The 14,013-nt window shown below is 56.9% G+C and carries 13 protein-coding genes and 1 pseudogene; 4 read left to right on the top strand and 10 right to left on the bottom strand.

Annotated features, from left to right (window positions below; all coding sequences use genetic code 11):
• Positions 1-36: 36 nt before the first annotated feature.
• From QEZ52_RS23200 to QEZ52_RS23170, 7 genes are all read right to left on the bottom strand, one after another.
• Positions 37-348: a carboxymuconolactone decarboxylase family protein gene (locus tag QEZ52_RS23200; RefSeq protein ID WP_199259382.1), complete on the bottom strand. Its 312-nt coding sequence runs from the start codon at positions 346-348 to the stop codon at positions 37-39.
• Positions 349-626: 278 nt separating this feature from the next.
• The gene (locus QEZ52_RS23195; protein ID WP_199259381.1) at positions 627-1,688 is read right to left on the bottom strand and encodes an Mrp/NBP35 family ATP-binding protein; all 1,062 of its coding nucleotides are present in this window, start codon (positions 1,686-1,688) and stop codon (positions 627-629) included.
• A gap of 124 nt (positions 1,689-1,812) precedes the next feature.
• Entirely contained in the window at positions 1,813-2,280 is a 468-nt protein-coding gene (locus QEZ52_RS23190; RefSeq protein ID WP_316300686.1) for a cytochrome c, read from the bottom strand.
• A complete protein-coding gene (locus QEZ52_RS23185) occupies positions 2,280-2,999 on the bottom strand; it encodes a molecular chaperone (protein ID WP_199259379.1) in 720 nt (239 codons plus the stop codon). Before QEZ52_RS23185 ends, QEZ52_RS23190 begins: the two co-directional genes overlap by 1 nt.
• A 32-nt stretch (positions 3,000-3,031) precedes the next feature.
• Positions 3,032-3,901: a 4Fe-4S dicluster domain-containing protein gene (locus QEZ52_RS23180; protein ID WP_316300685.1), complete on the bottom strand. Its 870-nt coding sequence runs from the start codon at positions 3,899-3,901 to the stop codon at positions 3,032-3,034.
• Positions 3,902-3,925: 24 nt separating this feature from the next.
• Positions 3,926-6,472 carry a molybdopterin-dependent oxidoreductase gene (locus tag QEZ52_RS23175; protein WP_316300682.1) on the bottom strand — a complete coding sequence of 849 codons (2,547 nt, stop codon included), beginning with the start codon at positions 6,470-6,472 and terminating at the stop codon, positions 3,926-3,928.
• Between the two features lie 36 nt (positions 6,473-6,508).
• Entirely contained in the window at positions 6,509-7,384 is an 876-nt protein-coding gene (locus QEZ52_RS23170; RefSeq protein WP_316300680.1) for a chlorite dismutase family protein, read from the bottom strand.
• 171 nt (positions 7,385-7,555) lie between these two features.
• Between QEZ52_RS23170 and QEZ52_RS23165 the strand changes: the two genes are divergently transcribed.
• Positions 7,556-7,939: a LysR substrate-binding domain-containing protein gene (locus QEZ52_RS23165; protein WP_199259375.1), complete on the top strand. Its 384-nt coding sequence runs from the start codon at positions 7,556-7,558 to the stop codon at positions 7,937-7,939.
• Here QEZ52_RS23165 and QEZ52_RS23160 read toward each other — a convergent pair.
• Positions 7,897-8,829: pseudogene (locus tag QEZ52_RS23160) on the bottom strand (IS5 family transposase). The gene QEZ52_RS23165 and the pseudogene QEZ52_RS23160 overlap by 43 nt on opposite strands.
• Positions 8,830-8,843: 14 nt before the next feature.
• Here QEZ52_RS23160 and QEZ52_RS23155 point away from each other — a divergent pair.
• Positions 8,844-9,245 carry a LysR substrate-binding domain-containing protein gene (locus QEZ52_RS23155; protein WP_199259374.1) on the top strand — a complete coding sequence of 134 codons (402 nt, stop codon included), beginning with the start codon at positions 8,844-8,846 and terminating at the stop codon, positions 9,243-9,245.
• A 186-nt stretch (positions 9,246-9,431) separates the two neighbouring features.
• Here QEZ52_RS23155 and QEZ52_RS23150 read toward each other — a convergent pair whose 3' ends face one another.
• Complete coding sequence (locus QEZ52_RS23150) at positions 9,432-9,815, bottom strand: hemerythrin domain-containing protein (RefSeq protein ID WP_406651478.1); 384 nt, start codon at positions 9,813-9,815, stop codon at positions 9,432-9,434.
• A 127-nt stretch (positions 9,816-9,942) separates the two neighbouring features.
• On the bottom strand, positions 9,943-11,082 hold the full coding sequence (locus QEZ52_RS23145) for a hypothetical protein (RefSeq protein WP_316300672.1): 1,140 nt from the start codon (positions 11,080-11,082) through the stop codon (positions 9,943-9,945).
• A 226-nt stretch (positions 11,083-11,308) separates the two neighbouring features.
• On the opposite strand from QEZ52_RS23145, the gene QEZ52_RS23140 reads away from it, so the two are divergent.
• Together QEZ52_RS23140 and QEZ52_RS23135 are read left to right on the top strand one after the other, a co-directional pair.
• The gene (locus tag QEZ52_RS23140) at positions 11,309-12,190 is read left to right on the top strand and encodes a recombinase family protein (protein WP_012187060.1); all 882 of its coding nucleotides are present in this window, start codon (positions 11,309-11,311) and stop codon (positions 12,188-12,190) included.
• A gap of 119 nt (positions 12,191-12,309) precedes the next feature.
• Positions 12,310-13,473 (top strand): ATP-binding protein, encoded by a 1,164-nt coding sequence (locus tag QEZ52_RS23135; RefSeq protein ID WP_012187061.1) that lies wholly within the window; start codon positions 12,310-12,312, stop codon positions 13,471-13,473.
• Positions 13,474-14,013: the final 540 nt, after the last annotated feature.

The following is a 14,013-nucleotide window of genomic DNA, read 5'->3' as shown; positions in this document are numbered from 1 at the left end:
ACCATTTTTTTAGAGGTTTGCCCGCTGCACTGAGGATCAGTCGTCGATATCCTCGATCCAGGTCTTGGCGGCCACGGCGCGGGGTAGGCCAAGCGGTCCGATGGCCAGCATGGCCACCTGAATGATTGCAGCAACTTCGATCCCGTCGACCTTTGCCCGTCGGGTGTGGGAATGCACCGCCCCCTCAGAACCCACGCCGATCGCAAGTGCGAGCTTGACGAGCCGTTTTTCCCGATCGGTCAGCGGCCCGCAATCGGCTGTTGCCTTGCCGAGGGCCGAATAGGCCTTCCAGATATCGGGATGCTCATCGGCGAGGTCGCCGGCGGCACCGGGCATGGATCTGGTCATCTTGGTCTCCTTCATATTTACGGTTTGTCGATCAAAGGCTGGGTTACTCGATATTCCGCGAAAACTTGAACGCCCGGCTGAGGTTTCCGGGCTGATCTCGAGGAAAGAGGCAAGGCGTCGCTTGTCGTGGGGCACATTGAAAGCGGCATCGCCCCCAACTTATGCACTACCAGTCTCGCGTCGCATACGAGCGCGGCAAGCGCGCGGGCCTACTCGCAGGGGACGGTCGCGCCGGTGACGGCGAGGCCCAACATCAGCGGTGGGAAAGCGGGGCGCGATCATGCTACGCCCATGCCTATGAGATCGCGTGCAACCTGCTGGAAGGCCTGCGCCTGCGGGCTGTCAGGCTTGGTAACCACGATGGGCGCGCCGCCGTCTGAGGCGAGCCGGATGTCGAGATGAAGCGGGATTTCCGCCAGCAGCGGCACGCCTAGCCCCTCAGCCTCCGCCTTGACACCACCGTGGCCGAAGATATGCTCTTCTTGCCCGCAGTTAGAGCAGACATGCGCGCTCATGTTCTCGATCATGCCCAGCACCGGCACATCCAACTGATTGAACATGTCGATCGCCCTGCGCGCATCCAGAAGCGCCACGTCTTGCGGCGTCGAGACAATGATTGCGCCGTCCAACTTGGCTTTCTCTGTCAGCGACATCGACACGTCGCCGGTGCCCGGCGGTAGATCGACGATCAGGCAATCGAGCGCGCCCCACTGCACATCCATCAACATCTGTTGCAGCCCGCCCACCAGTCTCGAGCCGCGCCAGAGCAACGCCTGATTTTCGTTCGCCAAGAGGCCGATGGACATCATGGTGACGTCGTGATTGTGCACAGGGAGAAGGACCTTTCCGTCGGGGCTAGTGGGGCGATCCGATACGCCCAACATCCGGGGCTGCGAGGGACCGTGGACATCGGCATCGAGAAGGCCCACCCGGCGGCCCTTGGCGGCGAGCGCGCAGGCGAGATTTGCCGAGACAGTGGATTTGCCCACCCCGCCCTTGCCAGAGGCCACGGCGATGATGTGGTCGACGCCGGGCACGCGCTGCGGCCCCTCGGGTACGACCTTGGGCTTGGGCTTGAGTTCGGGCATCTCCACTGCCGAATGCGCGGTCAGCACCGCCGAGACGCGCTCCGCACCCGCCGATTTCGCTGCCGCCTCGGCGGCTTCGCGGACCGCCTCGTAGGCCTTGACCTTGGAGGGATCGATATCGAGCACGAAGCTAACTGTCTCGCCCTCGACCGTTAGCGCCCGCACCACGCCCGTAGCAACGATATCGGACCCGCTCACCGGGTCGGTGATCCGTTTCAGCGCCTCTAGAACGCCCTCGCGTGTTGTTGTCAATTCAACTCTACCCCTTGATTGTTCCGGTCACCACATCCACCACGCCGAGTTCCTCAACACGGCCGACATCTCCACGCCATGAACGCCGCGCCCGCACACTGTATGATCAGTAACGAGTGTCAAGCTATTCGATGAGGGGTGGCGCTATCTCGGGAAGTATCTTGAGATACTCAAGAACACTTTCAATATCAGATCGCGCCAAAATATACTTAAATTGTGGCATGATGATTGCTGGTGGCTCCAGTCTGTTAAGACCTTCGCTGATTTCCTCCATTATTTCCTCATCACGACCTTCAATAATATATCCGTCTGAAAGATCCGGAATGTATTGGTATTCTCCAAAGCTTGAGACCCTAGGCCCATCGCCCCGACCGAACAACCCATGGCAAACTGAACAATTTTCTGAATAAATTAGGCGCCCATTTTCGGCTGACACTTCAATTACTGACGTGAAATAGGGCATAGGCACCGGACTTGGTGCTGATAGAGACGAGTCCGTTGCCCCATCAGATTTCTCCTGAGAAAATACTGATGTCGGGGTCAGCATGGCGCCGGCCATAAGTAGTCCAATAAACGATATGCGGGTTCCCATCACGATTCCTCCAAGCTTCTGTTGTCGTCCAGGGTAATCTCAGTAAATTCGCCACTGTGGTGATCGATAAAAAGCCGGATCGCACCAACCAAATCCGAGTAAATGTTATCTGGTTCGGCTTTTTGGGCGATCAAAGCCATCTGTGTCACGAAAGGAACGGCAAACCGTGCAAGAAAATAAGCTTGTTTGTCCCTCCAGAACTTTGCAACTTCCCCTTCCTTATCTCGCAAGCTTTCGCTCTCCCGAAAACTCAGGTATTGAAGAAACTCAAGCTCGACGCCGAGGTGGTCGGGAAGTTCCTCGTGCTTATCAGACAACGTCATACCAGATTCTCGGTACGCCTCCTTGACAGCCGTCATTTCTTCGAGACGCTTGGTTTCATCGACTGTAAAAAGCGATCCATAGGGTGGGCAAGGAATAATCGGATAGTTACTCGAGAAAAGCTTGATGTAATCTCCCTCGATTCTTTGGACAGATGACTCCCTAAGATTCCTGAAAAATCGGTCGAAACAATTATACATTTCTTTATCAAAAGCAGCTGGGCGATCAACCTTACTCAGAGTTTCGTCTAACGACTTTTCGGTGGATTCTTGTCGAAAATACTCAATTCCCTGTTCGGCAGGGTGGCCAAAGGCCAGCTCTAGGAAGCTGTAGATTTGACCCCTTGCCATTGCAGTTTCGGAACCGTACAAGTCGGACCTTTTGACCATTTCAGTCATAACACTGTTATCCTTGTTCTAGAGTCGCGAGTTCAGAGATCTTTCATCTTAACCTCTTCCGGCACGGGGTTAGGCTCCTGAATGAGACCCTGCATCGCATATCCAAAATACTTCTCAACCTCTTCAGGTGGAATGTTCCTTGGAGGGACATACCAAACGGACGGAATAGTTCCGAAATCCGGTCGATACTGACGCCGTTCACCTTCGCTGATAGTGCGATGGGTCGCGCCGAGGCCTACTTCGGGATCATAAGGTTGTACACCAAGAGACGGATCGCGTATCATTTTTGAAATTGTGCTTTCCGGATCCATCAAGTTTCCGAAGATTCGAATCTTGCCAGTACAGCTCTTGACACATTGCGGCTCTTGACCCTTTTCCAAGAGTGGGAAACAGAATACACACTTCTCTGATTTTCCCGTCGTTGCGTTGTAGTAAATCTTGTCGTATGGGCAAGCCTTCACGCAGTACTGGAAGCCTTTGCAGTCGTCTTGGTCAATCAACACGATCCCATCATCGTTCTTGTATATTGACCGTGTAGGACAGGCCGGTAGGCATGCTGGATTAGCGCAATGGTTGCACGGTCTTGCCAAGTAGAATTGCCAGAGGTCAGGACCGGTGCCTTTGGGTGTGTCCTGGTACAGATTTGGATACCGATAGTCATACTCGTCGTGACTGGCCGTTTCCTCACCGTGACGGGGATATTTTCCATAGGGCGCGGTCGTGACGCTGTTCCAGAACATATCCTCCTGGCCCGAACCGCTCGTCCAAGTATTCTTGCAGGCCATCGTGCAAGTGTGACAGCCAATACATTTGTTGATGTCAATCAGCATCCCATATTGTGCACGATTTCCGTATTTCGGGTTTGGCTGACCATAGTATTTTTGCCAAAGCTCTTCGGACATCTTCTTTCCTTTCAGTTTCGGAAGTTAAGCTTTCTTGACTTCACAAATTTGATCAAAATGCCCGGACACCGGTCCCCAAACATTTGGTTTGAAGTAGATTTCATGGATCGGATTGATATCAACGCGAGATAGACCGTTCCAATGACCCTCTCGGATTTGTTGCCGTTGCCATCCGAAATAGATCAGAACAGCACCTGTCGGGACTGAGTCGCGAATTTTCACCTTCGCCTTGATGTAACCATGTTGGTTGTACGCAATGGCGTACTTACCCGCTACTAGGTCACGCTTCGCAGCTTCTTCGCGGTTCATCTCAAGCAAAGGTTGGCCGATATCGTCCAATTTAAGGAGAATATCCGTTGTTCTCCAAGACGAGTGAACGCTCCAACGCGTATGTCTTGCGTGGTAAACCAGCGGATAGGCCTGCATGTTTGGGTTTCGTTCCTTTTTCGCCTCGCTCCAAACTTTCGATGTTCCATAGGGTGATGCGACGTGCGGCTCCTTATGAATGGGCAACTGTTCACCGTATTCAATAAACCTGTCTTCGTCCTTATAGAGCTCTTGTCGCCCTGAGGCCGTTGCAAACATTTTCTTGCCTTCGACCTCCTCGGTGAAGGGGGCGAATGGATCTGTTGGCAGATTCACCTTGATGACTCGTTCTTTTTTGAGTCGTTCCAGCGTAATGCCTTCAACTCGCGGACCACCAGTCTTTAACAAAAGGTCTGCAGCTTGCTCAGGCTTACTAAACTTGAAGATATCACCGGTGCCCAATCGTTTGCAAAGTTCGTAGTAGATTTCTATGTCAGGCTTGGCGTCATAGATCGGCTTTAGAGCTCCTTCGTGCATCTGAAGGTATGGGTGAGCGGGCGTCGTACAGATGTCCATTGGCAGCTCATACCAGCTTACGACAGGCAGTATGACATCCGCGAGTTGCGCGGTACTGCTCATCTGAACTTCCGGAGAAACGATAAATTCGATTTCTTCATCAAGTGTCTTCGCCAGCTGGGCTTGGTCCGAGGCTTGGCCAAACAGATTGCCCCCGGCCGCATAGATACACCGAATTTGGCGCCACAGCTTTTCCTTATCAGCCATGGTTTCCGTTGGCCCATTTACGACATATGCCGTGTCGAGCGGAACTGGGCGATAACGTTCGGACCCGTCCGCATTTTTCTTCGGGAAGAAATACTCGGTGGGATTGAGACGCATCCGGTACTGACCAGCCCAAGGGCTGACGCCCCCGCCCTGTTTGCCGACGTTACCGGTCATGCATCCCAAGGCAATCACGGCTCTCCCCATCAGATCTCCGTGGTACCAATGGTTAATGCCAGTGCCGGACCAGATGCTCGCCGGATCTGCAGATGCATACTCCACCGCAATCCGTTCAATGACGTCAACTGGAACGCCGGTAATCTCGGAGACTGTTTCCGGATCGTGTTCATCAAGCGTTTTGAGAAACAGCGTATGGGAAGTGGAGCAGGTGATCGTTTCACCATTTGCAAGCTTGACCGACCAGCTACCCGTGAGCGGCGGTTCGTCGCTGAAATACACGTCGGGGACGGGCGCTTCGGATTTGGAATCATACACCATGAAGGTTTTCGGATCACCGTCGGGATCCACATCGGAGGCCTTGAGGTACTTGCTGTTATCCTCTCTGATGAGAAGCGGGCCGCTTGTCGTACGGCGGAGGTGCGCCTCGTCTGCAAGTCCTTTTTTCACAACGACGTGACACAAGCCGAGCGCCAGGGCCGCGTCTGTTCCTGGACGAAGTTTGACCCATTCGTCAACACCGCTGGCCGTAGGGTCAAAGTAGGGTGCGATATAGACGAGTTTCACCCCCTTCGCCCTGACATCCGTGAAAAAATGCGCATCAGGCATCCGGGTTTGAAATATATCAGAACCCCAGATAATTGCATATTTTGTATTTAGCACATCTCGGAATTCATGCTCTTCCGTCTGGACGTTCCACGTCATAGGATGCGCAAGCGGAAGATCACCGTACCAGTTGTAGAATGTACCAATACCGAAGCCGTTCACCGAAGCGAAGCGAAAGCCGCCGCCTTGTTTTACAAGCCCGGTAGCAGGAACAGGAGGATAAATCCAAACTGTATCGTTACCGTATTTTTCGGAAATCCGTTTCATTTCAGATGCAACGTAGTCAAGCGCTTCGTCCCAGCTGAGCCGTTCCCATATGCCAGAACCGCGTGCACCTACTCGCCTCATCGGGTATTTGATCCGGTCTGCCGCATAGACCCGGCGGACATAGGTCTGACCCTTCATACACCCACGCGGGTTATATTCATCGTCTGGGTAATCGAGCGGTTGCTCCACTCGTTGAACGATCCCATCCTTCACAAAAACATTCCAGCCGCAGGACCCCGTGCAGTTTGGCATATTGACGGCGCGGAACTTCGTCTCCCCAAGGAACTTGTCTCGCATTTGTTGTTCCCATGGGCGCGCTTCGGTCTGGACCAAAGCCGCTAATGCGGCGCTGGTTTGACCGAAAGGATTCACCGAGGCACCCACAAGCGCAGCCAAACTGCCCTTGATGAAACTACGTCTTGTTGAAGTGGTCATCTTCTTCTCCTATCCGTGCTTGCTAGCATCGGCGCGTTACTTCAATGCCGAAAGTGTCTTCACCACGTCTTCAATCGGCTGGATGGTCGAAAGGATGGTCGGCTCACCCCACTGTTCATGATACAGATTTTCGGGAACCTGCATCAAAGACACCGCCAAGTTGTTGAACGCATTTAGATCAGCGGTCTCAAAATATGTAATAAAATCGACATCGTCCAATCCGGTCGAATGGTAAAGCTTGCGCTTGACGTTCACGAGGAATTCAAGCGTCGGTGCCGTGTGGACTTCCATCTCCGCAAGGCGTTCTTCGTGGCTCATGTTCCACCACTCTGCATTTTTCTCGATCGGAACGACAATCGAGTATTTCGGCTCCTCATCTGAGTACGAAGCAGAAGACAAGGCAGCGTTCATGTCTGGCGAAGCTTCTTTCGTGACATAGTTCAGGGATTTTGTGATGCCGGTTAGAGTTTCGGTAACTTCCGTGTGCATCCCAAACCGGGTATTTTTGAAATCGGTCATGAAATTTTGAGCCGCTTCGAGGTCATAGGCGTGGACACGAAGCATGAAGTCGCTCTCAGAGCTAAGACCCCTCGTCAGATAGGCGTCAACTCGCACTTCGCTTTTGTGCGCATCAACAACGGCGAGCACTTCATCAACCCCACCGCGCCGCTCAGCCGATGCCCTTTGGTAGTAGTCCGGATTGACTTTGTATGTGGCGAAAACGCCAATGACGCCAGCATCTTTCAGGATTTTCGCGTGGTCAATATCCATCGCCACTCCGGCTTCTGCATTCGCTTGTTGTGCATAGACCATCGTGCCAGACATCGGTCCCGCTGCCACGAGCATGGCAGTGGCTGCTACCGTCAACATTTGAGTTGCATAAGTCCGACGGTTTCTGTAGAAAATTGGCATGCTTTTTTCTCCCAAGCTCTTAGGGCAGTCACTAAATGTGATCCTGCATCAATAGTTTCCATCGCAATTAATCATACGAAGGCTGTAAACTGCCTGCCTTGATTCAGATCAAATACGTCGTTGATCTGCCTCGGTCTACGAGAGATCCAGGCACAGGACGACCGACCCTCCGTGACGATCACAACCACTCTCGCTTTTGCAGGATTGACCTTTCTGTCTCGGTTGGCGGACTTTCACGTTTCTTACCCGGAGATAGACATTCGGGTGATAGAAAGTGACGAGCGGCTTGATTTCGATGTGGACGGGATTGATCTCGCCATACGTTACGGGAAAGGCAGATGGCCCGGCGTGGACGCTATTCATCTGTTTGACGAGGAAACCTTCCCTGTCTGCAGTCCGCGCCTCGCCGAGGAGAACCCTGAACTACGGGATATCAGGAGTATTCCGTTGTTCCGCTTGGCTTTGTTGCGCAAAAAGGTTGAAGCCGAGACTTCCCCTTTCCCCAGACGGACTTATCCCACGGGCTCAGTGTCAGGTATGCCGAGCGCGGTGTAGCCGTTCAGGACGGCGGCACGGACTTGGAGTTCGGCGACCTGGCGATCGAAGTCGCGTGCCATGAGGCTCTGCCCCAGCAGCTTCACGCAATGCATTTTCGTCTCGGCGCGGCTTCGTCGGTGGTAACCGCTCCATTTTCGCCAGATCGCGCGACCGAGGTATTTCGATGCGCGTAGCGCCTCGTTCCTTGCGATCGCACCGGCAGTCGAGGGCTTCCACGGTTTGGCGTTCTTGCGCGGCGGAATGACGGCATGGGCGCCTCGGTCGGCGACGGCGTCATGGCATTTGCGCGTGTCGTAGGCACCATCCGCGGTGACCGAGCCGACCTCCACGTCGGCCGGGATCTGGCTGAGCAGTTCGGGCAGCATTGGCGCGTCACCGACGTTGCTTCCGGTGATCTCGATGGCTCGGATCTCCAGCGTCTGTTCATCGACACCGATGTGGATCTTGCGCCATAGCCGGCGCTTTGTGCCACCATGCTTGCGGGCGTGCCACTCGCCTTCTCCCTCTGCCTTGATGCCGGTGCTGTCGATCAGCAGGTTCAGGGGCCCCTGGGAGCCGCGGTAGGGAATGCTCACGGCCAAGGTTTCCTGGCGCCTGCTCAGCGTGCTGAAATCCGGCACCGACCAGTCGAGGCCGACCAGGCGCAAAAGGCTCTCGACGAAGCCTGTCGTCTGCCGGAGCGCCATGCCGAAGAGGACCTTCATCGTCAGGCACGTCTGGATCGCGGCATCGCTATACTACGGCTGCCGGCCTCGCTTGCCGGTGGGCGGCGGCACCCACGTCATATCTGGGTCGAACCAGATGGTCAGGGAGCCACGTTGCTTCAGCGCTTCGTTGTAGGCCGGCCAGTTCTTGGTCTTGTAGCGCGGCGGGATGGGTCTGCTCATGCAGACCAGCTACCATGCTGGATTCACGAGATGAATCCCCCTTCGGTATTTGCGCAACAAAGCCGTTCCGCTTGCTGAACCTGGACGGCCCGGCACATGCAAGCGAAGATTGGGCGAACCTGTTCAGTCTGGCTGGTGTCGAGAACATCGGCAACCTTGGTGGGTTGTGGTTCACTGATTACGGTAACGTAATCAGCGCGGCCCGCGAAGGAAAAGGTATCGCGATTGGATGGAGGCACGTTGTCGATCGGTATCTACGCACTGGTGAGCTTGTGAACCCGACCGGAGAGATATTCAGAACCGGGAGAGGCTTCTATCTGTTGAGCCAGGAATCTCACCGGCTCAGCGAGCCGGCGCAAATTGTTCACAATTGGATACTGGAAACTTTCGGCGAACAAATCGGCAAGCCTTCCTAGGGTTTACACGGTTCGAACCGGTTGCCCAAAGTCGCTCGTATTAGCGTGACCCGTCGCAAAGCTGCCGGGATGGTGGATTTGGATTGGGTCATTATTAACGCTCACTCAGAAAACGGGTCGAAAGAACGGGCGAGGTGCAGCGTTTCAATCCGCTGCACCGCCCGCCAGTGGGCTGGTCATGATGGCTCATCCGCGCAGGCGGTGATGCAGGATGATCGGCACCGCCAGCTCTTCTTCGTCGCTCAGATGGCGGGCAAGGAAGGCCTCGACCGCCTCGGCCTCGTCACGGGCAGCACTTTCATCAAGCTGAATCAGCTTGATCGTTCGGTTGGCAACCCGCGTGTACCGATCCAGCACTCTGTCCAGCGCCGCGTGGTCCTTTTCCAGAATCTCCAGTCCCGCGTCAAAGCGCGGATCGGCCACTGACAGCTCCGGGAAATAGCTGTGATCCTCCCAGCCGTGATGCCCGTGCAGGTTTCTGACCAGAGCATCTCCGAAATAGGACAGCCGCGCGGCGTAATCCTCCGGGTCGCGGGCGCGGTCAAGATCGCCTTCGGTCTCAGACCGCACGAGATTTCCCAGCCGCCGGAACATCTGATGCGCACCAAGCCAGTGCCGCGTCTTGTCCCTGAAGCCCGGATGGGCCCCCCATGTGTCGCGCGGGTACACGGCATACATGGCGCGCGTGATCGACGCGCTACGGATCTAGTTGATCGAGACGAGCCTCTGGCAATGACGGTTCAGGACCTTTTGGCGCGCCACAGATTGGTTGCATAGCCACTCGCCACATCCGGAACCTGCCCTGCCCGGTAACTTCCCGAATAAGCCCCTGCCCTTCCATCCATGCCAGGTTGCGCTGCACGGCAGCACGGCTGGCGCCGGTGAGGGTTTCAGCCATCGGGGCCGAGAGCAATGGCCACTCGGCCATCACCTCACGCAAGGCAGGCGGCGTGCGTCCTGACAGGGATGCCATGACGGATCCCGCCCGTGCTGACCATGCCTCGATATCGTCGAGGTGGCGCATGGCGGTCAGGGTGGCGCTGTCCATCCCGTCAAGCCAGCGGGCGAGACGGTCGGATGGAGGTCCACCTGTGCGCAGCCCCCCTGCCCCACCCATGGCCAGCGGTGCGAAGACCGCGCCCTTTCCCTCGCTCGCGGCGATCCGGCCCGCTGTGACGGCGGCCTCGATCCGGTCGCCGTGCTGGCCGAGACCCGCAAGGTTCCATAGGTGATAGCCCATGCAGGCGCGGGTAATCGGATGCAGATCGCGCGCCGCCTCCATCAGATCCAGCCAACTTCCCGAGCGATCGGCAAAGCGGTCCGCGTCATCGGCGATGTTCTCGGGGTCGCTGCGATCGAGAAAACCGGCGAAGCCCGACTCGGGCCCCGGACCACCGGTCAGGCGTCGCACGGCCCATCCGACGCGCGCGAGAGCGCCCGTGTCGTCCTGCACGCCGGCCAGGCGCATGGACATCCAGAGCGCAAGTCGATCGGGACTTACCCGGTCGCCGGCAAACCAGCTCAGCTCGGCCGCCTCGATCAGCGCGAGCCGATGCCTCCAGCCCTCGGGGCCGCGCCGCAGCCGCTCGTCCAGCGCGCCCATCCGTCCGGCCACCCGAGCGAGGTGCGCCGCAAGTCCTGCTTCGGCCCGCGCCCAATCGGCGAGGGTCGAGGCTTCATGCGACTCTGCCCGTGGGCCGGGCGGCAGATAGTCCGGCTCCTCCTCCATCGGACCGGGCAGGAACCAGAGATCTTCTTCCGACGTTTCTCCGGCTTCCTCGGCATCCTCGAGCAGAACCTCTGAAAAATCATGTTGGACGGTGCTTTGTGGCTTCATATGTGCAAAATACCGGTATTATGCGAATTACCCAAGGGTTTTCGCGACGGGTGTCCACGCTCCTTATATAGTACGCGCGCGCGATGCCCGGCGAGTTCTCTCTGATCGCGCTCAGCGTAAGGAAACCAAGGGAAATCCGACGAGAAGAGCCACAGAGACGGCCCTTGCATTCGTTTACAAACGGTCGTTTATTAGCCGTATCCCAAACTGCAAAAGGCAGGATTTGATGCCGTTGATAGGCTATGCGCGAGTATCGACCGAGGATCAGACCCCCCTGCCCCAGTCGCAGGCGCTGAAATCAGCGGGCTGTGTCGAAATCCATGAGGAACAGGCTTCTGGCGGTGATCGTGCGCGGCCTGTGCTGGCGCGGGTGCTGGAACGGATCGGCAAGGGCGATACGCTGGTGGTGGTGCGCATCGACCGGCTGGCGCGGTCGCTGTCGCATTTGCTGGAGGTGATCGAACGGCTGGAAGCAAAGGGCGCCTTCTTCCGCTCGATTCAGGACCCGATCGACACCGGATCCCCGCAGGGCAAGTTCACGCTGCAGGTTCTGGGTGCAGCAGCCGAGTTCGAGCGCGCCCTGATCCGTGAACGGACCAAAGCTGGGCTTGCCAGCGCACGAACAAAGGGGCGGGTCGGCGGAAACCCTGGCCTGCGCGCCCGGGATCCGGCTGCGCTACGCAAGGTCCGACTGGCGCGACAGGACGGATATATGGAACGCCTGAATGAAACTGCGCAGGACTGGGTGCCCCATGTGCGTCGGCTGCGCCCCGATCTGGCTTGGGAAGATGTGGTGCGCATCATCAACGGCCCCCTACCCGAGGCCCGGCGCTGGACGCAAAGCCGTCTGCTGCGCGCTGTGAACGCCTACGTCCGCGATGGGTTCCTCCCCGCGACCGTGCTTGATCGCGCGGGCCCGCGTGCGCGAGATGATCGCCTGCCCGCCATCGTCGCGGGTATCAAGGGCGCCGATCCCGACATTACGCTTCAGGCCATCTGCGCCCGCTTGGAGAACATGCGTGAGCGCACACCCCGCGGCCGGACAAGCTGGCAGCCATCATCAGTGAAGATGTTGCTGGAGCGGGCGAAGCGGCTTGGGATACTATGAGTGAGTTTTGACGCTAAGCCTGTTCGTCACATCAGGCGACATCTCCAATTGAGTGGCAACTTTACCTGCTAAGCAGTTTATCCTTGCAAATCTTCCATCGTGTGGAGTAATTGCAAGGTATGTATAAGCGCCAAACTCATCACTTTGTGCAATCCGCGCTCGAGAGCCAAGCTGCTGTTGTCCTCCTCGGCCCCCGGCAGGTTGGGAAAACCACGCTCGCTCTAGACATCGCTTCGGAGCAACCATCGGTATACCTTGATCTAGAACGAGATGCGGACAGGCAGATCCTGACCGAACCGGATCTATATCTGGATGAACAGGCGGGAAAACTCGTCATCCTCGATGAGGTGCAGCAGATGCCTGGCCTGTTCAAGAGCCTGCGTGGTCAGATCGACCAGCGCAGGCGGGCCGGTTTTCGAGCGGGCCAGTTTCTGCTCTTGGGATCAGCCTCCAACGTCCTACTCCAACAGTCGGCAGAATCCCTTGCTGGACGTGTCAGGTATATCGAAATGCCCCCTCTACAGCTTACCGAGGTGGGGGCTGATCAGTTGAATGCGCTCTGGCTGCGTGGTGGCTTTCCTGACAGCTTCATGGCTTCAAGCGATCAAGCCAGCATGGATTGGCGTCTGGATTTTCTGCGTACATATCTGGAACGTGACATCCCTGCCCTCGGACCGCGTATTCCAGCCGCAACCTTGCGGCGCTTCTGGACAATGCTTGCGCATGTGCAAGGTGGTCTATTGAACGCTGCAGCCCTCGCCGAGGGGCTGGGCGTCTCCGGCCAAACGATTGGACGCTACCTCGATCTGCTCGTTGATCTCATGCTGGTGCGGCGACTGCAGCCCTGGCATGAGAATGTCGGCAAGCGTTTGGTGAAATCGCCAAAGGTTTATGTCCGCGACAGCGGGGTCGTGCATGCCCTGTTAAGCATTGGGACAATCGAGGGCTTGCTCGGGCACCCCGTCGTTGGCGGCAGTTGGGAGGGGTTCTGTATCGAGGCCCTTCTTGCCGCTGCACCAACCGGCACCGAACCCTTCTTCTATCGCACTTCTGCCGGAGCTGAACTTGACTTGGTCCTTCGCCTGCCTGGGGGCGACATCTGGGCCGTTGAGATCAAGCGCACGACTGCGCCAAAGGTCTCGCGCGGGTTCTATGTGGGCGCGGAAGACATCAAGGCCAGCCGGAAGCTGTTGATCTACGCCGGAGAGCATGACGTCCCCGTGGCCGAAGGCGTTCGTGCAATGCCTCTTGAGCAAGGGATCGGGCTGTTGAGAGCACTATAGCGCAACGCTTGTTGCGCGCGTGCACGAGAGTAAGGGGTCTACTTGTTTTGTTCAGTTTTAAGTACGCCGCGCATTTCCCTGTGGCATTTTTTCCGGTCCCCGCAGGTCTCCCGGTGCGTACCGGTTGCATGGAATGCACATCGCAGCGGCCGCCCCGTCTACAACGGCTGTGGCCCATCTTCCTCCCCTACCCTTCTATGCGGCGCTTCGCATCCAGCGTGGTCAGGCCTTGGTCAACCGCGCAGCTACCCTTCGGGCTGCATCAGTTTCACAAGCGCCGACAATGAAACCGCCAAAAGCTTCGGCTCAATCTCCATCTTAACCTCCGACCTGGAAATTACCATCGAACCCGTCGCGAGGTCGAACAGGACGGCCTTCGCGCAACGCGTCGCCGGACGCTCCCCGTGAGGCAAGCTGACCGAGTGCGGCGGCATCTAGAAGATTCAGAAAGGGGAGACCGGCGCTGGCTACTTCACGGTGAGCATCTGTGATCACGGCTTCAACGCAAACATGGGCAAAGCCACCAACTAGGACGGTCAT

This window comes from Aliisedimentitalea scapharcae, assembly GCF_045277565.1.
In the GTDB taxonomy this organism is placed as follows: domain Bacteria; phylum Pseudomonadota; class Alphaproteobacteria; order Rhodobacterales; family Rhodobacteraceae; genus Aliisedimentitalea; species Aliisedimentitalea scapharcae.
Note: the sequence above shows the minus strand (reverse complement) of the source record. Positions and strands in the feature narration are given on the sequence as shown.